The 18013-nt window shown below is 73.6% G+C and carries 16 protein-coding genes and 1 tRNA gene; 4 read left to right on the top strand and 13 right to left on the bottom strand.

What is annotated here, in order from left to right:
• Nucleotides 1-66 precede the first annotated feature (66 nt).
• On the top strand, nt 67-2550 hold the full coding sequence (locus tag HNR21_RS28305; protein ID WP_182707583.1) for an AAA family ATPase: 2484 nt from the start codon (nt 67-69) through the stop codon (nt 2548-2550).
• 24 nt (nt 2551-2574) lie between these two features.
• Here the strand turns inward: HNR21_RS28305 and HNR21_RS28310 are convergent, their stop codons facing one another.
• Nucleotides 2575-3882: an erythromycin esterase family protein gene (locus tag HNR21_RS28310; RefSeq protein ID WP_182707584.1), complete on the bottom strand. Its 1308-nt coding sequence runs from the start codon at nt 3880-3882 to the stop codon at nt 2575-2577.
• Between the two features lie 15 nt (nt 3883-3897).
• On the bottom strand, nt 3898-4080 hold the full coding sequence (locus HNR21_RS28315; protein ID WP_182707585.1) for a hypothetical protein: 183 nt from the start codon (nt 4078-4080) through the stop codon (nt 3898-3900).
• Nucleotides 4081-4209: 129 nt separating this feature from the next.
• Between HNR21_RS28315 and HNR21_RS28320 the strand changes: the two genes are divergently transcribed.
• Complete coding sequence (locus HNR21_RS28320; RefSeq protein ID WP_119731968.1) at nt 4210-4662, top strand: YbhB/YbcL family Raf kinase inhibitor-like protein; 453 nt, start codon at nt 4210-4212, stop codon at nt 4660-4662.
• 172 nt (nt 4663-4834) lie between these two features.
• Here the strand turns inward: HNR21_RS28320 and HNR21_RS28325 are convergent, their stop codons facing one another.
• The 3 genes from HNR21_RS28325 to HNR21_RS28335 are packed head-to-tail and all read right to left on the bottom strand — an operon-like array spanning nt 4835 to nt 7696.
• Nucleotides 4835-5602, bottom strand: a complete 768-nt coding sequence (locus HNR21_RS28325) for a sulfotransferase family protein (protein ID WP_220500331.1) — start codon at nt 5600-5602, stop codon at nt 4835-4837.
• 16 nt (nt 5603-5618) lie between these two features.
• Complete coding sequence (locus HNR21_RS28330; RefSeq protein ID WP_312881366.1) at nt 5619-6482, bottom strand: glycosyltransferase family 2 protein; 864 nt, start codon at nt 6480-6482, stop codon at nt 5619-5621.
• Entirely contained in the window at nt 6479-7696 is a 1218-nt protein-coding gene (locus HNR21_RS28335; protein WP_119729557.1) for a zinc-dependent alcohol dehydrogenase, read from the bottom strand. The genes HNR21_RS28330 and HNR21_RS28335 overlap by 4 nt, the downstream gene beginning before the upstream one ends.
• Before the next feature lie 195 nt (nt 7697-7891).
• Here HNR21_RS28335 and HNR21_RS28340 point away from each other — a divergent pair, with 195 nt between their 5' ends.
• Nucleotides 7892-9088 carry a L,D-transpeptidase gene (locus tag HNR21_RS28340; protein ID WP_182707586.1) on the top strand — a complete coding sequence of 399 codons (1197 nt, stop codon included), beginning with the start codon at nt 7892-7894 and terminating at the stop codon, nt 9086-9088.
• 83 nt (nt 9089-9171) lie between these two features.
• Here the strand turns inward: HNR21_RS28340 and HNR21_RS28345 are convergent, their stop codons facing one another.
• The 8 genes from HNR21_RS28345 to HNR21_RS28380 form a co-directional block, all read right to left on the bottom strand.
• Nucleotides 9172-10608 (bottom strand): S28 family serine protease, encoded by a 1437-nt coding sequence (locus tag HNR21_RS28345; RefSeq protein ID WP_246442353.1) that lies wholly within the window; start codon nt 10606-10608, stop codon nt 9172-9174.
• Nucleotides 10609-10722: 114 nt separating this feature from the next.
• Nucleotides 10723-11658: a fumarylacetoacetate hydrolase family protein gene (locus HNR21_RS28350; RefSeq protein ID WP_182707587.1), complete on the bottom strand. Its 936-nt coding sequence runs from the start codon at nt 11656-11658 to the stop codon at nt 10723-10725.
• A gap of 16 nt (nt 11659-11674) precedes the next feature.
• The gene (locus tag HNR21_RS28355; protein WP_182707588.1) at nt 11675-12613 is read right to left on the bottom strand and encodes a VOC family protein; all 939 of its coding nucleotides are present in this window, start codon (nt 12611-12613) and stop codon (nt 11675-11677) included.
• Complete coding sequence (locus tag HNR21_RS28360) at nt 12606-13622, bottom strand: amidohydrolase family protein (RefSeq protein WP_182707589.1); 1017 nt, start codon at nt 13620-13622, stop codon at nt 12606-12608. Before HNR21_RS28360 ends, HNR21_RS28355 begins: the two co-directional genes overlap by 8 nt.
• Nucleotides 13619-14758 (bottom strand): FAD-dependent oxidoreductase, encoded by a 1140-nt coding sequence (locus HNR21_RS28365; protein WP_182707590.1) that lies wholly within the window; start codon nt 14756-14758, stop codon nt 13619-13621. The genes HNR21_RS28360 and HNR21_RS28365 overlap by 4 nt, the downstream gene beginning before the upstream one ends.
• 14 nt (nt 14759-14772) lie before the next feature.
• Nucleotides 14773-15768: a cyclase family protein gene (locus HNR21_RS28370; protein WP_182707591.1), complete on the bottom strand. Its 996-nt coding sequence runs from the start codon at nt 15766-15768 to the stop codon at nt 14773-14775.
• Nucleotides 15765-16727 carry a fumarylacetoacetate hydrolase family protein gene (locus HNR21_RS28375; RefSeq protein WP_182707592.1) on the bottom strand — a complete coding sequence of 321 codons (963 nt, stop codon included), beginning with the start codon at nt 16725-16727 and terminating at the stop codon, nt 15765-15767. Before HNR21_RS28375 ends, HNR21_RS28370 begins: the two co-directional genes overlap by 4 nt.
• A 346-nt stretch (nt 16728-17073) precedes the next feature.
• Nucleotides 17074-17147: transfer RNA gene (locus tag HNR21_RS28380), tRNA-Ile, on the bottom strand.
• A 161-nt stretch (nt 17148-17308) separates the two neighbouring features.
• Here HNR21_RS28380 and HNR21_RS28385 point away from each other — a divergent pair.
• Nucleotides 17309-18013 carry an LppX_LprAFG lipoprotein gene (locus HNR21_RS28385; RefSeq protein WP_182707593.1) on the top strand — a complete coding sequence of 235 codons (705 nt, stop codon included), beginning with the start codon at nt 17309-17311 and terminating at the stop codon, nt 18011-18013.

Here is an 18013-nt window from a genome sequence, read left to right on the forward strand (position 1 = left end):
GACGACCGACCGGGCGCGATGCCGCCGACGCAGGGAATCGTGATTCGACGCCGCCGGGAGCAGCCGATGACCGCCGTTACCGCCGACGCGCCCCGGATCCTGCCAGAGCGCGGGACGCAATTGGCGGAGCTCCGGAAACTGCTCCGCGGGGACGACGGGCGGATCGCGGTGATCACCGGCCCCGCCGGCTGCGGCAAGACCGCGCTGCTGGAGGCGTTCCTCGCCGAGGCCGCCGGGAGCGGCGCCCGGGTGCTCGCCGCCACCGCCTCGCGCACCGAGCAGAACCTGCCGCTGGAGGTCGTCCGCCAGTTGTTCGCCTGGGCGGATCCGGGGCCCGGCCAGGCCGAACGGGTGGCGCGGCTGCTGGAGACCGAGGCCCGGCGGCCCTCCGGCCCCCGGAGGGTGCCGTCGCGCGTGCTGCACGAGGTGTGCGTGGAACTGCTGGCGCTGGCCGACCGCCCGCTGGTCGTCGCGGTCGACGACGTACGCCACGCGGACACGCCCTCGCTGGAGTGCCTGCTGTACTTCGCCCGGCGGCTGCGGTCCGTCCCCGTCCTGCTGCTGCTGACCGACGGCGCGCCGCCGCGGCGGGCGCATCCGCTCTTCCACGCCGAGTTGCAGCGCCTGCCCCGCTTCCACCGCGTGCGGGTGCCGCCGCTGTCGCCGTCCGGGGTGGCCGACCTGCTGGCGGCCCACCTCGACCCGTGCGGCGCCGACCACGTGACCGACCATGTGGCCGGCCACGTGCACCGGGTCAGCGGCGGCAGCCCGCTGCTGGTCAGAGCGCTGATCGAGGACCATCTGACGCTCGACCGGACCGATCCGCGGGGCCGGACGCCGGCGGCGGGCGAGGCGTTCCGCCAGGCCGTGCAGAGCCTGCTGTACCGGTGCGACCCGGCGGTGCGCGACGTGGCCCGCGCCCTGGCCGTTCTGGGCGGACGGCCGGACGGCCCCGTCCCCGCGCACCTGGTCGGCGCGCTGCTGGACCGCGGCGCGAAGGCCGCCGCCCAGGCGACGGCCGAGCTGAACGCCGCCGGGCTGGTCGACGACGGCCGCTTCCGCCACCCGGCCGCCCGCGACGCCGTCCTGGACGACCTGCCCCCCGGCGACCGCGCCGCCCTGCACCTGCGGGCGGCCCGGCTGCTGCACGACGGCGGCGCGGCCCCGGACGAGGTCGCGCAGCAGCTCCTGGCCGCCGATCCGGGCCCGGAGGCGGGCTGGGGAGTGCCGGTGCTCCAGGAGGCGGCCGAACGGCATCTGGCCGCCGGGCAGTCCGGCACGGCGCTGCGCTGCCTGCGGCTGGCCGAGCGGCTGTGCGCCGACGAGGGGCGGCAGGCGTGCATCACCGCGCTGCTGGCCCAGGCCGAATGGCGGATCGACCCGGCGGCGGCGGTCCGGCACGCGCCCGCGGTCGGCCGCGCCCTGCGCGAGGGCCTGCTGCCGCCGGCCCGCACCACCGGCGCCGTCAGCTACCTGCTCTGGTACGGCCGGGTCGGGGAGGCCGTGGAGGCACTGGAACGGCTCACCGGCGACCGTGCCGGCGAGGAACTCGATGACGAGCTGCGCGCCGCCTGGCTGTGGGCGTCCCACCTGTATCCGGACACCGCCCGGCGCGTCCCGGACGTGGCCGGGCACGGGACGCCGCCGGTCGCCGGCCCGCGGCTGCGGGTGGCGGCGGCGCTGGACGACCTGCTGGCCGGTGACGCCGACATCGCCGCCGCCGACGTCGAGCAGCGGCTGACGGGCTCGGCCGGTCTGGACGACACCGCCCTGGCGCTGATCACCCTGGTGCGCTCGTCCCTGGTGCACGCCGGCCGGCCCGGTGGACCGGACTTCTGGCCCGGTCCGCCGGGCGAGCGCCTCAGCCCGGCCTGGCGGGCGCTGTCGGCGGCGGCACGGGCCGCCGACGGTCTGCGGCGCGGCGACCTTCCCGCCGCCGAGCTGCTCGCGCGCACGGCGCTGACCGCCCTCCCGCCGGGGAGCTGGGGGGTGGGCGTCGGAGGCCCGCTGGCCACCCTGGTGCTGGCGAACACGGCGATGGGGCGGCACGACGAGGCGCTCGCGCACATCGGCACGGCGGTGCCGGAGGCGATGTTCCGTTCCGTCTTCGGGCCGCCGTACCTGCACGCCCGGGGCCGTCACCACCTGGCGACCGGACGGCCGCACGCCGCGCTCGACGACTTCCGGGCATGCGGGCGGCTGATGGCCCGCTGGGGCGTCGACCGTCCCGCCTACGTCCCGTGGCGGAGCGGCGCCGCCGAGGCGTACACGGCGCTCGGCGAGCCCCGGCGGGCGCGGGAGCTGGTCGAGGAGCAGAGGTCGCTGTCCGGCCCCCGCCGGATGCGCGCCCGCGGCAGGCTCAGCAACGCCGAACTGCGCGTCGCCGAGCTCGCCGCCCGCGGGCTCACCAACCGCCAGATCTCCGGCCGGCTCCACATCACCGTCAGCACGGTGGAGCAGCACCTGACCCGGGTGTACCGCAAGCTGTCGGTCGGCAGCCGCGCCGACCTGGCCCGGCTCCTGCTGCCGGGCGCCGGCGGCCCGGCCTGACCCGCCCCGGGACGCCGGACCGGGTCACACGCCGCTCGGCACGGTCTCCAGCTCGCCCCGCCGGGCGGCCTCCATGTGCAGCGGCACCAGCGCCGACATCCGGGAGAACCAGCACAGCGCGTCGTACCGCTCGGCGAGCCTGGTCGGCACGAACTGCCGGTGGTCGCGGTCGGGGTCGTAGACCACGCCGATCGCGCGGTGGCCGCGGGTGACGTTCAGCCAGTCCTGGTCCGGGCCGTCGGAGAACACGAACAGGGCGTGGTCCAGCTCGGCGTCACCGGCCAGCAGCGCCTCCAGCGAGCCGGGCACCGGCCGCGGCACCGGCATGGCCTCCATGGCGGCGCCCCAGCGCGGCGCGGCGATGACCTGGCCGTGGCCGCCGGCGAAGCCCACCACGACGACCCGGTCCCGGCCGTGCCGTTCGCGGACCAGCTGCCCCAGGTTGACCATCCCGTGGTCGGCCATCGGGGTGGCGCGGGCGTCGCCGACATGGGTGTTGTGCGCCCACACCACCGCCCGGGAGTCCGGGCCGTGGAAGCCCAGCAGCCGGTCGAGGGTGTCGGCCATGTGGACGTCGCGCACGTTCCACGACTCGACCCCGCCGCCGATCATCGTCCGGTAGTAGCGTTCGGCGCCGGCCGCGACCTCGGCGTTCTGCCAGGCGTTCAGCTCCCGGGCCGGGTCGCCGTCCTGCGGCGGCGCGGCGGCGCGGCGCAGCCGGGTCAGCAGCGCCATGATCTCGTCCGCGCAGCCCTCGGGCGCCAGCGCGCGGTGCCGGGCGTACTCCTGCGGATCCTCCCCGTACGGCTCGAAGCAGCGGTAGGCGGCCAGCGCCTCCTCGACGTAGTCGGGCCGATGGTCGGCGACATGGTCCAGCACCGAGCGCAGCGAGTCCCACAGGCTGTAGAGGTCCAGGCCGTAGAAGCCGACCCGGCGTTCGGGAGGCAGGTCGAGGTTGTGGTCGCGCAGCCGGCGGCAGAACCGCACCGTCTCGGTGTTGGCCCACATCCAGGTGGGCCAGCGGCGGTAGTCGTCGAGCACGTCGTGCGGGTCCGGGACGGCCCCCGGCGCGCCGGTGACGCTGCGGTTGACCTCCCAGCAGTCCGGCCAGTCCCCCTCGACGGCGACGAAGGAGAAGCCGTGCTCGCGGATGAGCCGGCGGGTCAGCGCGGCCCGCCAGGCGTAGAACTCGTGGGTGCCGTGGCTGGCCTCGCCCAGCAGCACGATGCGGGCGCCGCCGATGCGGTCCAGCAGCGGACCGAGGTCGTCGTCGACCTCCAGCGGCAGGGCGGCGCCCAGGACATCGTTCTCGTCAGGAGTCTTGTCGAGCATGGCGCTCCTCCGGCCTCACCGCTCGCCCTTGGGGCCCTCGGCCCGCTCGGTGGCCTTGGCCGGCCGCATGCCCCGCTCGCGCAGTTCCTCCTTGGCGCGCTCATCGGCCGCCTTGTCGGAGGCGACGCCCTCGTCCTCCAGCCGCTTCCTCGTCCGGGCCCGCTCGGTGTCGTACTTGTGGCTTCCAGGGCGCGGCATCGCGATCCCCCCGTTCCGCATCCGGTTCGTCCGTCGTCTCGTCCGTCATCGGGCGCGTTCCCCGTTTCCCGGGATCGATGCGGACGGGGGCGGGTGCATCGGCACGGGTTCAGCGGGCACGACCCGGTCATGCATGAGATCGAACTGCGCAGCAGCGCGTTCAACGATCACGCGCTGATACCGAACGAGTACTCCCACGCCGCCGGCGACGCCTCGCCGCCGCTGGAGTGGTCGAACGTGCCCGACGAGACGGCCGAACTGGTCCTGCTGTGCGAGGACCCCGACGCCCCCACCGGGACCTTCGTGCACTGGCTGCTGGCGGGGATCCCGCCGGAGACCGAGGGCCTGGACGCGGGCGAGAGCCCCACCGAGGCGGTGGAGGGCCGCAACGACTACGGGGCCACCGGCTACGGCGGTCCGCACCCGCCGGTCGGGGACCGGCCGCACCGCTACTTCTTCCGGCTGGCGGCGCTGTCGGAGCCGTCCGGCCTCGAGCCCGGGTTCACCGCCGAGGACTACCGGGAGGCGATCGAGGAGAAGGTGATCGGCACCGGCACCCTCGTCGGCACCTTCGGCAGATAGGAGGATCTGGCATGCGTCACGGAGTGCACCCGTCACCGGTCCCCAAGCCGCCGCCGCAGCCGAACCCGGTGCCCAGACCCGAGCCGCAGCCGCCCGGTCCGCTGCCGCCGCCCAACCCGGTGCCCGAACCGGCGCCGGGTCCGCCGGCGCCGCACCCGGATCCCGAACCGGTCTAGGCCCGTTCCCCGTGGGGGGAGGACCCGCCGCTCCCCCCGCCTGCGGGCCGGGCCGCGGGCGCGTATCCCCAGGCCTCGGCGATCGCCCGGAGCGGTCCGGGGATCGCCGCGGGCGGCGGGGGCGCGGGCAGCGGGCGGCCGGAGCGGATCTTGTCGCTCCAGTCGCCGAGGCCGCGGACGTAGCCGTCCCGCCGGTAGGCCAGCATCTCCGGCTCCCACGGCACCTCCAGGTGGTCGCAGACGCACCGCAGCACCGCGGCCGGGTCGGCGGTCAGCTCCTCGTAGGCGACGGTCGGCCCCGGCAGTGCCCGCCGGGCGCGCTGCAGCGCGGCGGCGTACCGGTGCACGTCCGTCACCGCCTCGTCGAACGTCCAGTGCACCTGCGCCCTGGCCCAGGAACGGGCGATCGCCCCCGGATGGCGGACCAGGAACACGAACCGGGCGTCCGGCCAGCACTCGGCGATCCGCTCCCAGATGAACACGTCGGTGGGCGTCTTGTTGACGAACACCCGCTTGCCGCTGCGGCGCAGCAGGTCGTGCATCAGCCGGTCCCACAGCAGGTACTCCAGCCGGGTCTCGTCCAGGCCCAGCTCGGCCATGCTCAGGCCGGCCAGCGGATGCTCCAGCGTCACCCGGACGTCCCGCAGGTGCAGTTCGTGCGGCGCGTACAGCAGGGAGTGGCGGTTCAGCATGGCCCGCAGCAGCGTGGACCCCGACCGCACCGACGACAGCAGGAACACGGGTCTGCTCAGCAAGCGCTGCATGACGGCCTCCGAGCGGTCATTCCAGCTCGTGGAGCACCCTGAGGCGGTGCTCGATCACCGGGGGCAGCCGGCGGCGCCGCGCCAGCGCGGCCGGCAGCCTGCGGGCCAGGCCGAGCAGGGCCGTCAGGGCGGCCCCGTCGCCGGTCCCGGCCCGTAAGGCGAGCCCGCCGGTGCCGGCGAGCGCACGGGACAGCGGCCGCCGCATCCACGACACCAGCAGGTCGTTGCGGCGGTGCAGGGCCCACCGCAGCGGGGCGGCCTCGCGGTGCGGCGACGGCGCGTGCCAGGCCCGGACCTCCCCCACGTACGCCAGCCCCCATCCGGCCACGGCCAGGTCCAGGGCCAGCAGCGTCTCCTCCCCGCCGAAGAACAGCAGCCGGTGGAACCCGCCGGCGGCCTCGAACGCCGCGCGCCGGACCACCGCCGCGCACGCGGGGAAGCCCAGCACGGAGGGGCCGGGCAGGTCCGGCTCGCGGCCCAGCGGCGCGACGGCCATCTTCGCCGACGCCCGGTCGATCCGGCCGTCCGGCGCCAGGTGGATCCGCCCCACCAGCACCCCGAGCCTGGGGCAGGCGTCCAACCGGCGGGCGGCCTCGGCCAGCGCGCCCGGCTCCCACCAGGAGTCGTCGTCGCTGAACGCCACGTACGGGGTGGCGGTGTGGGCCACCCCGACGTTGCGCGCGCAGGCCCCCAGGTTGCGCGGCAGCATCACCACCCGCACCTGGGGGAACGCCTCCCGCACCCGGCGCGGGGTGCCGTCGCGGGAGGCGTTGTCGACCACGACGACGGGCGGGCGTTCCGGCAGGGCGGCGAGCCGGCGCAGGGTCCGCGCCAGCTCCGCCCACCGGTCCCGGGTCGCGATCACGACCGAGGTCTTCACCCGGACATCTCCAGGACGACCTTGGTCCAGCCCGGCTCGCGGCGGTCGAACGCCTGGTAGGCCTCGATCACCGAGGGGACCTGCTCCTGCTGGCTGATCACCGTGGTGGGGTCGGCGCCCCCGGCGGCGATCCGGCTCAGCAGCCCCGGCATGTACCGGCGGTGGTTGCAGTTGCCGGCCTGGACGGTGAGGTTGCGCTGCATGGCCATGCCGAGCGGGAAGTGCATGTGGTTCGGCGGGTAGACGCCGACGATCCCGATGGTGCCGGCCTTGGCGACCATCTCCACCGCCCAGCGCAGCGCCAGGCTGGGCGCGTCCCCCGGCTTCCACTGGCGGCCCTGGACGTTGGTCTCCGGGGCGACCTCGGCGAGCTCGTGCTCGAACTCGGCGGCGGCCCGCTCGTCCATGTGCTCGGCGGCCGGTCCCCCGGCGGGCCGCTCGGCGTCCACGCCGACCGCCTCGATCACCCGGTCGGCGCCGATGCCGCCGGTCAGCTCCTTGACCACCTCGACCGGGTCCTCGGTGTTGAAGTCGATGGTCTCGGCGTTCTGCAGGCGGGCGGTCTCCAGCCGGTCGGCGTGCCCGTCGACGATCAGCACCCGCCCGGCGCCCTGGATCCGCGCCGACAGCGCGGCCAGCTGGCCGACCGGCCCGGCGCCCAGCACGCACACCACGTCGCCCTCGCCGACCTGGGCCAGCCGTGCGCCGAACCAGCCGGTGGGGAAGATGTCGCTGACCGTGAGCGCCTGCTCGTCGGTCACCCCCGGCGGGATCGGCACCAGGTTGGTGTGCGCGTACGGGATCCGCGCGTACTCGGCCTGCAGCCCGTCGAACGGCCCGGTCTCGGCGGGTCCGCCGTAGAACGCGGTGCCGGCGTCCCGGCCGTTGGGGTTGGCCACGTCGCACTGGGCGTAGTAGCCGGCCCGGCAGTAGACGCACCGGCCGCAGCCGATGGTGGACGGGATCACCACCCGGTCGCCCACCGCGAAGTTGCGCACCTGCGGGCCGAGTTCCTCGATCACCCCGACGCCCTCGTGGCCGAGGATGGTGCCGGGCCGCATCCCCGGCACGGTCCCCCGGACGAAGTGCAGGTCGGTGCCGCAGATGGCGCTGCCGGTGATCCGCACGATGGCGTCCGACGGGTGCTCGATCTTCGGTTCGGTGACGTCCTCGAGGCGGATGTCGCCCACCCCGTGCCAGACGACCGCTTTCATGATCGTTCCCCTTTCCGTGGTGGTTCGCGTTTCCCTGCCCACGGTCGCCCGATCTACGCCCGGCGTCCGGCGGCCCGGCGCGTCCCGATCAGGCGGGAACGGAAGACCCGCCGATCCCCGCGGGGCCTGCTCGGACGTTGTCGTCCGGCGTACGCTCTGGGCAGGCAATCATTTTCGGTAGCGGCACGGGAACCCATGGTGATCAAGCGTCACAGCAGTCACAGCAGTGCGGTGGCGGCCGGGCTGGCCGTGGCGGCGGTGCTCGCGCTCGCCGGATGCTCCGGCGACCGGACCGCCCGGCGGCAGGCGGAGCAGCGGCCCACCCCGCCCCCGGCGCGGCTGGCCGTCACCCCCGCGCACGGCATCGAGGACGCCCGTCCGGACCGGCCCATCACGGTCCAGGCGACCGGCGGCACCATCCAGCGGGTCACCGTGACCGGCGAGGGCCGCACGGTGGAGGGCGGGCTCGACCCGACCCGCACCCGGTGGACCTCGCGCTGGACGCTGCGGCCGGACACCGACTACCTGGTGACCGCCACCGCCGTCTCCCCCGAGGGCCGGACCACCACGGTCACCAGCGCGTTCTCCACGCTGAAGCCGAAGCAGACGATCGGGGTCGCCGCCGCGGCCCCGTTCGACGACGAGACGGTCGGGGTCGGGATGCCGATCATCCTCACGTTCGACCGGCCGGTCTACAACAAGGCCGAGGTCGAACGGGCGCTGCACGTGCGGGCGTCCCGGCCGGTGGAGGGCGCGTGGCGGTGGATCGACCGGCGACAGGTCGTCTACCGGACCAGGAAGTACTGGCCGGCGCACACCGACGTGACCCTGCACGCCCGGCTGGCGGGGGTGCGGGCGGCCAGGGACGTGTACGGCACCCGCGACCTGACGCTGCGGTTCCGGGTCGGCGACGCGCAGATGAGCGTGGCCAGCGCCCGCACCCACCAGATGGTCGTCACCAGGAACGGCAGGACGGTGCGGCGGATCCCGGTCAGCATGGGCAAGGCCACCAAGCGCGCCTACACCACCACCAGCGGCGTCCACCTGACGATGGAGAAGGCCTACCACGTGGTGATGGACTCGGCGACCGTGGGGATCCCCAAGGGCCACCCGGAGTACTACCGGCTGGACGTGTACTACGCGGTCCGCATCTCCGACAGCGGCGAGTTCACCCACAGCGCCCCGTGGTCGGTGGCCTCCCAGGGCAACGAGAACGTCAGCCACGGCTGCGTGAACATGAGCCCCAGGAACGCCAGGTGGTTCTACCGGTTCAGCCGGCGCGGCGACATCTACAAGATCACCGGCACCGACCGCGAGCTGGAGTGGAACAACGGCTGGGGCTACTGGCAGATGTCCTGGCCGGAGTGGAGGAAGGGCAGCGCCCTCGACTGACCCGCCGATGTCCCGGCAACGGCACCGGGCCCGTCCGAAGGCGGACGGGCCCGGTGTGCGATGCGTGCGCGATGCGGGGGCGGTCAGAGCGGGGGACGCCGGTCCTGCAGCTCGTCGTGGCCGTCGAGGGGGCTGACGGTCTTGAGCTGGAAGGTGGTGACGTCGCCGACGCCGAGCCAGCGGCGCAGCGCGCCCACGGCCTGCTCGCGCTGCTGCTGCGGCAGCCGCTCGATCAGGCGGGCGCTGTGGTTGAGTCCCTCGACCTCGTACCACAGGGAGTCACGGGTGCCCGGCCCCAGGCGGAACGGCTCGGCGCCCCACGGGTCGTTCCCGCCGTACAGGAACATCAGGCGGCTGCCCTGCCAGCGCACCCACCGGTCGATGTCGGCCATCGTCCTGGGGTCGAAGCGCATCTGCTCGCGCAGGTCGGCCGGCATGAACCAGCGCGGCCGGTAGATCTCCGGGTAGCGCCGCACGTCCTTGAGGTACCGGAACTCGGGCTCCGGCCAGCCGAGCTGGGTGCCCGCCTGGAAGTAGTACGGCAGGTACGGCTCCAGGCCCTGGTCGGTGTAGAAGGAGAAGCTCGCGGTGGCGTCGACGAACTTCCACAGGTCGTCGGTGGAGGCGTCGGCGGACGGCACCTGGCCGCAGTCGGACTCCAGCGAGTACTGCCAGAACGCCCACTCGACGTCGAGGACGGTGGCCTCCAGCGCCCGGTCCACACTGCCGAGGTTGTCGAAGGTGTAGCCGTTCTCCTCGGCGTAGGCCTTGTAGCGCTGCACGAACTCCTCGCGCCGCTCCAGGACCTCGTGCTGGACGTCCTTGAGCCGCTCGCGGCAGCTCGGGTCCGAGCCGACCTTCTCGAAGAACCGGTCGTAGGCCCTGTCCTCGCTGTTGACCACGTCGTTGGGCGCGACGTAGGCGACGGTCGCGTCCACGTCGCCGGGGTAGAAGCGGCGGTGGTAGACCGAGGTCATGCCGCCCTTGCTGGCCCCGGTGGACACCCACTTGGCCGAGTAGATCGGCTTGAGCGCCTTGACCAGCCGGTGATGGTCGGTGGCCGCCTGCCAGATGTTCAGCTTCGACCAGTCCGCCGGCTGCGGCCGCGACGGGGTGAAGAACCGCTGCTCGACGGAGATCTGGTTGCCGTCCACCAGCTGCGTCGGCTCGGACCGCGAGGCCCGTTCGCTGACGTTGTAGCCGCTGGTGTGCAGCACCATCGGCCGGCCGGTGTCCTTGTGCAGCAGGGTGAACCGCTGCTCGAACGTGCCCGCCTGCGGCCGCCGGTGGTCGGCGGGCTGCCGGTAGCTCAGCATGAAGAACCGGTAGTCGGCGGCGCCGGAGGGCCGTTCCCACAGCACGGTCATGCCGGGAATGGCCTCGAGCCGTTCGACGATGTCGTCCGCCGGCTCGGCCCCGGCCGGGATCGCCGTGCCCAGGGCCACCATTCCGGCGAGGGTCACAGCCGTGAGCGCTCGTCCGCCCCAGCCTCTCATCCGCACCTCCAGGGAATGCGTCATGTCGCCGTGACCCTAGGGGCGAACAGGCCACCCGTGCCATTTGCCCGTTCCGTTTCGTTACACACCCGTAGTCAAGCGCGGTGCATCCCGCCGGGGAATTCTCCGGGAATGGCGTCAGGGCCGGTGCCGGGGCCGCGGGCGGGCCGGCGGGATCTCCACCGGGTCCCCGCCCGCGACGACCGTGTTGGAAATGGTCCCGATGCCCTCGACGGTCATGGTGACCACGTCGCCGGGCCGCAGCGGCGGCGGCTCCCGCACACCGGTCCGCCCCCACAGCTCGGCCAGGCAGCCGCCGTTGCCGCAGGTGCCCGAGCCGAGCACGTCGCCGGGCCGCACCCAGGTGCCGCGGGAGGCGTAGGCGACCAGTTCCTCGAACGGCCAGCCCATGTTGGACAGCAGGTCGCGGCCCACCTCCACGCCGTTCACCGCGACCGTCATCGCCAGCCGCAGGAATCCCTCGCCGTCCCGGCAGGGCTCCAGTTCGTCGGCGGTGACCAGCCACGGCCCGAGGGTGGTGGCGAAGTCCTTGCCCTTGGCGGGGCCGAGGCCCACCCGCATCTCGGCGCCCTGCAGGTCCCGCGCCGACCAGTCGTTGAAGATCGTGTAGCCGAGGATGTGCTCCCGGGCGGCCTCGGGGGTCAGGTCGCGCCCGGCCCGCCCGATCACCGCGGCGACCTCCAGCTCGAAGTCCAGCACCGCGCAGCCGGGCGGGACCGGCACGTCCTCGCCGGTCCCGATCACGGCGTACGGGTTGGTGAAGTAGAAGGTCGGCGCGGCGTACCACTGCTCCGGGACCCCCGCCTCCCCCGACACGGCCCTGCGGACGCCCTCGACGTGCTCCTCGAAGGCGACGAAGTCCCGCACGGTCGGCGGCTCCAGCGGGGCCCGCAGCGTCACCTCGGCCAGCGGGACGCCGGGGCCCGGCGGGACGTCGGGCAGCGTGCCGGACCTGATCAGGTCCAGCAGGGGGACGCCGAGCGGGTGCACGGCGTCCCCGGCGACGACGGCGGCCTGGGTGCGGCCGGCGTGCTCGATGGTGGCGAGGCGCACTGCGGGACCTTCCTGATCAGACGGGCGGGGCGACGAAGACGCCGCGGTCGGGGTCGTTGAACGACTCCCTGGCGACGAGTTCGTTCATCGGGTTGGCGGTCCCCCACTGGTCGGAGACCTCCGGCCGGGTGAAGTCGTAGACGTGGGGGTGCCAGGCGTCCTCGTCGAGCCGTTCGAGCTCGGTGGTGTACTCGACGGTGTTGCCGTGCGGGTCCAGGAAGTAGGAGAACGTGTTGTTCCCGGCCAGGTGGCGGCCCGGTCCCCAGATCTTGCGCGCCCCCGACCGGATCACCCGCCCGGTGGCGTACATGTACTCGTCGATCCCGCGCATCTCGAACGAGATGTGGTGCAGGGAGGTGTGCGGGCACCGTGCGATGGCCATGCTGTGGTGCTGGGGGTTGCACCGCATGAAGTGCATCATGTGGCCCATCGCCGGGTGCATCAGCGTGTCCGACAGCGCGAAGTCCAGGTGCTCCTCGTACCAGCGGCGGGTGGCCTCGATGTCGGTGGCGTTCAGCACCACGTGCGACAGCCGCACCGGGATGGACTCGCGTTCCTCGATCCGGCGGTGCCGGCGGACCGCCACGTCGGCGGAGACCTCGACGGTACGGCCGTCCACGTCGAAGAAGCGCACCCCGTAGCCGCCGCCGGGGGTGTCCAGCGGCCCCGGCTCGCGCACGATCCTCACCCCGGCGGCGGCCAGCCGTTCGGCGAGCGCGTCCACGTCGGCGGTGCTCTCCGCGCCGAACGCGATCAGGTCGAGCCGCTTGTCCTCGGCCTTGCGCAACCGGACGACGTACTGCTCGGGCGAGCCCTCGGCCGCCAGGAACGACAGCCCGGTGTCGGTGGCGACCTCGGTCAGCCCCCACACCCCGGCATAGAACTCGCGCTGCCTGGCGAAGTCGGGGACGGCGAGGTCCACATGGCGCAGATGGGTGATCAGCCGGTCAGGCATGACCGTTCTCCTTGATGTCGAAGAGGGCCGCGGCGTTGCGGCCGCGTACGGCGTGGTGCTGGTCGGCGGGCAGCCCGGCCGCGGCCAGCCGGGCGACCGGGTCCTCCACGCCCATGTCGAACGGGTGGTCGGAGCCGAGCACGACCCGGTCCGCGTCGGCCGCCTCCACCAGGCGGCGCAGCGCGTCCGGCTCGTAGACCAGCGAGTCGAACCACAGCCGCCGCAGGTAGGAGCTGGGCGGCTCGGCGCAGGTGCGGGCCTCGGGCCGCACCCGCCAGCCGTGGTCGGACCGGCCGAGGCAGGCCGGCAGGTAGCCGCCGCCGTGGGCGGCGAGCACCTTGAGCCCGGGATGCCGGTCCAGCACCCCGGAGAAGATCAGGTGGGACAGCGCGACGGCGTTCTCGGCGGGCTGGCCGACGATGTTGGACAGGTAGAACCGGTCCAGCCGCTCGTCCAGCGTGCAGCCGAACGGATGCAGGAAGATCACCGCGCCGAGTTCGGCGGCCCGTGCCCACAGCGGCTCCAGCCCGGGGTCCGACAGCTCACGGCCGGGCGCGTGCGAGGAGATCTCCACGCCGCGCAGCCCCCGCGCCAGCGCGTCGTCGAGCGCCTCGACCGCCAGGTCCGGATGCTGCAGCGGGACCAGCCCCAGCCCGTACAGCCGTCCGGGGGCCTGCCCGCAGTGCGCCGCCACCCCCGCGTTGGCCAGCTCGTACAGCGTCCGGGCCAGGTCGCGGTCGGCCCAGTAGTGGTAGTGGGACGGCGAGGGGCTGACGATCTGCACGTCGACCCCGGCGGCGTCCATGTCGGCCAGCCGCGCCTCCACCCGGGTGAGCCGCCCGATCCGCCCGGCCACCATGGCGCCGCTGACGCGGGCCGACTCGGGGCCGTTGCGGCGCGCGTCCAGTTCCCGCTGGGCGCGCAGGCCGGGCCGCCCGGCCACCGCCTCCTCGACGGCGGGGAGCAGGACGTGCGCGTGCGCGTCGATCGTGGGCGCGTCCGCGGTCATGCCGGCTCCGCCAGCGCCGACATGGTGGCGTGCATCAGCCCGGGAACGTCGGCGTCCGGGGAGCGCTCCAGCAGCCACCGGGTGAGCTGCAGCGAGTTGCGCACCACCATCGCGACCCGCCCGTACCGGCGGTCCATGAACTCCTCCCACAGCCCGTCGTCCAGCCGGTCCCGGCCCAGCAGCAGCTCGGCGAGCACCGACGCGTCCTCCAGGCACATCGCCGCGCCCTGCGCCAGGGTCGGCGGGCAGGCGTGGGCGGCGTCGCCGATCACGACGGTGCGGCCCCGGTGCCAGGGCCGGTCCACCAGCAGCGACTCGAACCAGGTGTGGTTGACCCGGGCCGGGTCGTTGATGTCGGCGGCGATCTCCTCCCACGGCCCGCCGTACGCCCCGGCCATCTCCCGCATGACGTCGGCCCTGGCGGCCGGGTCCACCGACTCGCGCGGCCGGGCGTCCTCGACCAGGTAGGCGTAGAGCTGCTCGTCGCTGATCGGGCAGTACCCGGCGATGTGGCAGGGCCCGCCGTAGATCAGGTCGGTGCGGGTCACCTCGGCGGGCCGCTTGGCGAGCACCCGCCAGATCCCCATCCCGACCGGCTCCGGCCCCACGTCGATGCCGATCATGCCGCGCACCCGGGACCGCACCCCGTCGGCCCCCACGACCAGGTCGTACCGGTCGCGGTGCCCGTCGGTCAGCGTCGCGTCCACGCCGTCGCCGGCGGGCGACAGCTCCGCGACCGTGACGCCCAGCCGGGGCCGCACCCCCGCCGCCGTGACGGCGGCGGTGAGGATCTCCTGCAGCCGGGGCCGGGGCATCCCCAACGTGGCCGGCAGGTCGGGCCCGCCGGTCCTCATGTCCTCGGCCTGGTGCACCAGCGTGCCGTCCGGCGTGCGGATCCCCACTCCGTCGAACCCGAACCCGGACGCCCGCACCTCCTCCCACACGCCCAGTTCGCGCAGCACCTTCAGCGCGTTGCCCTGCAGGGTGATCCCGGACCCCTGCACGTTCCAGTCCGGCCGGATCTCGGCGATCTCCACCTGCACGCCGCCCCGGGCCAGCAGGATCGCCAGCGCGCACCCGGTGGTGCCGCCGCCGACGATGAGGACCTTGCCCACTGCGGGGCCCGCCGCGGTCATGTCTCGACCTCCGCTCACTTGACGGCGATGGGATTGACGGGCGCCCCGACCGCCCCGGTGACCGGGAGCGGCGCGGCGGTGAGGAAGAACTCGTACACGCCGTCCGAGGCGCAGTCGGCGGCCAGCGCGTCCAGGTCCCACATCTCGCCGATCAGCAGCCCGATGTGCGGGATCACCACCTGGTGCAGGGGCTGGAACGCCCCCTCGAACTCGTTCGGCCGGACCTCGAACCCCCAGGTGTCCGTGGCGATGGCCGCGATCTGGGTGGAGTGCAGCCATCCTGCGGTCCCGAACGACAACCCGGGCGCAGGACCGCCGGCGTAATCCCCCCACCCCTCACGCCGGGCCCGGGCGAGCTGCCCCGTACGAACGCAGACGATGTCGCCCCGCCGGACGCCCACCCCGTGAGCCGCGGCGGTCTCCGCAAGATGCTCGACGGTGATCGCGAACCCGTCCGGCAGTTCCCCGTCCGAGCCGAGCACCCGCCCCACGTCCAGCAGCACCCCGCGCCCGACGACGGGCGAGGCCAGCTTCTCGATCCCGGTGACCAGATCCCCCTCGCCGGTCACCACCCGGTGCGCGTCCCGCCCGTTCCACGCCTTCCCGTGGTCGAAGATGTGCCCGAGCCCGTCCCACTGCGTGGCGCACTGCAGGGGCATGACGACCATGTCGTCCGCCCCGCCGAACCCGTGCGGGAACCCCTGGTCCCCGTACACGGCGTCCAGCCCCGTGTCGAGCATCGTGTGCACCGGGTTGGTGCGCCGCCGCCACCCCTTCTGCGGCCCGTCGTTCTGGAACCGCATCGACAGTGAGAACGACACTCCCCGCCGCACCAGCGAGGCGGCCGACCGACGCACCTCGGCGTCGATGAAGTTGACCGTCCCCAGCACGTCATCGGCGCCCCACCGACCCCAGTTGGAGAAGGCGGCGGCCGCCGCCGCGATGGACGACCCGGGATCCGCGGAATCGAACGAGAACGAGGAGGAAGACGGGAAGGAAGAGGAATTCACCGGACCTCCTCGGCCACGCACCGGTTCCGCTGAACCCCCAGCCCCGTGATGGACCCCTCCATCACGTCCCCGGGCCGCAGCAGCCGCCCCCAGTGCAACCCGTTGCCGGCCGGACTCCCCGTCATCACCAGATCCCCCGGCAGCAACGGGGTGACCTGCGACGCCGCCGACACCAGCCGCGCCACATCGAAGATCATGTCCGCCGTCGACTCGTCCTGCATCACCTCGCCGTTCAAGGTGAGCCGCACCCGCAGATCCCCCGGATCCACGAACGCCGAAGGCACCACGTAAGGCCCCAACGGCAGGAACGTCGGAGCGTTCTTGGACCTGAACCAGTCCGCCCCCAGCGCCCCCGCGTCCTGACGGAAAACGGCCTCCCGAGCCGTCAGGTCATTGGCGATCGTGTACCCCGCCACGAAGGACAGGGCCTCATCCACGGAGACCCGGAACGCCACCCGCCCGATCACCGCGGCCAGTTCCAGCTCCCAGTCCCCCTGCTCGCACCAGGCGGGAAGAACCACGTCGTCATAAGGCCCGGTGACCGCGGAAGGCAACCCCAGGAACAGATAGGGCTCCCCCGCAGCCCGCCCGTCCATGAACTCGGCGGCCTCGGCCCGCAGCTCCTCCAGCGGCCGGGTGTCCCCCTCCCGCACCCGATGCGCCACGGCCAGATCGATCACATGGGTCCGGTAGTTGGCCCCCGACTGAAAGATCTGCCGAGGCGCCAACGGCGCACAAACCCGCACCTCCCCCAACGAGTACGAGCCCCCCGCGAACCCCTCACCGTCCTCCGCCACCTCCAGCAGCAAGCCCCAGACCTCGTCCCACCGCTCCAACAGCGAGAGCACCGACCCACCGAACTCCCGCAGGTCGAGCACCCGCTCCCCCACGACGAGCCCCGGGAACTCCACCCCCTCCACCGAGAAGGTCCCGACCCCGAACCCCGACACCTGCACCACTCACGACCCTTCCGAAGTGACCCGGCACACAACCGACTCCGGACAATGTGGCCCCGGTCACCCGAATCTGTGAAATAGATAATCCACATGAGACTGATCCACCCCACAAATAACCCCAGGCAAGGCCAGCCCTAAGATCAAAAAGCGAAAGAACGAAGCCCCCGCAACCCCAAAGAACAAAGACCCTGCAGCACCAGAAACCAAGAACCCTGCAGGTCCCCCGGGGGCGTGGGGCGGAGCCCCCACACGGGGGGTCCGGGGGGTCGTCCCCCCGGGCAAACACGACGAGGGCGCCCGGGCGAAGGAGGCCGGAACGGCCCCTGAGCACACTCCCCCCAAGCCCGAGTGGGGCGGGTGGGGCTCGAACCCACGACCTACGGATTATGAGTCCGCTGCTCTGACCGGCTGAGCTACCGCCCCCGACGAGCGGCGCGTGGTCCACCCGTGCTCGCCGCGGCAATGATAGCCGCGGGGCGTGACGGCGGGCCACCGAGAATCACGGTACGACACCTATCGGGGACATCACCGGTTATCACTCCTGAGCGATGACGTAGCGGGCGGCCCGTCGGTAGGGTCCGCCTATGTCTTGGATCCGAGGTCCGATCATCGCAGTACTCGCGTGCCTGGTCGCGCTCACCGGCTGCTCGGGGGGCTCCGACCCGGAGCCGGGGAACGGGGCCGGTCTGCCGTCCGGCGAGCAGACGCTGCAGCAGTCGGCCGCCGCGATGCGCGCCCTGCGGAGCATCGCGTTCACCATCGCCACCGAGGGGCAGCCGAACATCGCCGTGCGGGGCGGCGACGTGAAGCTGCTCAGGTCCGGCGACGCCCAGGGCAGCCTGCAGATCCAGCAGGCGGGCCTGACGGTGGAGACCGACTTCGTGCTCGTCGGCGACACCGTCTACTACAAGGGCCTGACCGGTGCCGGCTACCAGAAGGCGCCCAGGAGCCAGATCGTCGCGCTGTACGACCCGTCGGCGGTGCTGGACCCCGAGCGGGGCCTGGCCAAGCTGCTGACGGTGGCGCGTTCGCCGAAGACGGAGGCGCGCGAGAAGGTCGGCGGCAAGGACGCCTACAAGGTGCGGGCGACGGTGCCCCGGGAGACGGCGGCGGCGCTGATCCCGGGCCTGACCACGGACCTGACCGGGCATGTGTGGGTCTCCGCCGCCGACCACCGGCTGCTGAAGATGCGCGGGGTGGTCCCGCCGGCGGGCGGCGGGCAGGAGGGCGCCGTGGTGCTCACCTTCACCGAGTTCGACTCCGCCTACACGTTCAAGCCCCCGGTGTAG

It is taken from the genome of Thermomonospora cellulosilytica, from assembly GCF_014138835.1.
GTDB classification, from domain to species: Bacteria; Actinomycetota; Actinomycetes; order Streptosporangiales; family Streptosporangiaceae; genus Thermomonospora; species Thermomonospora amylolytica.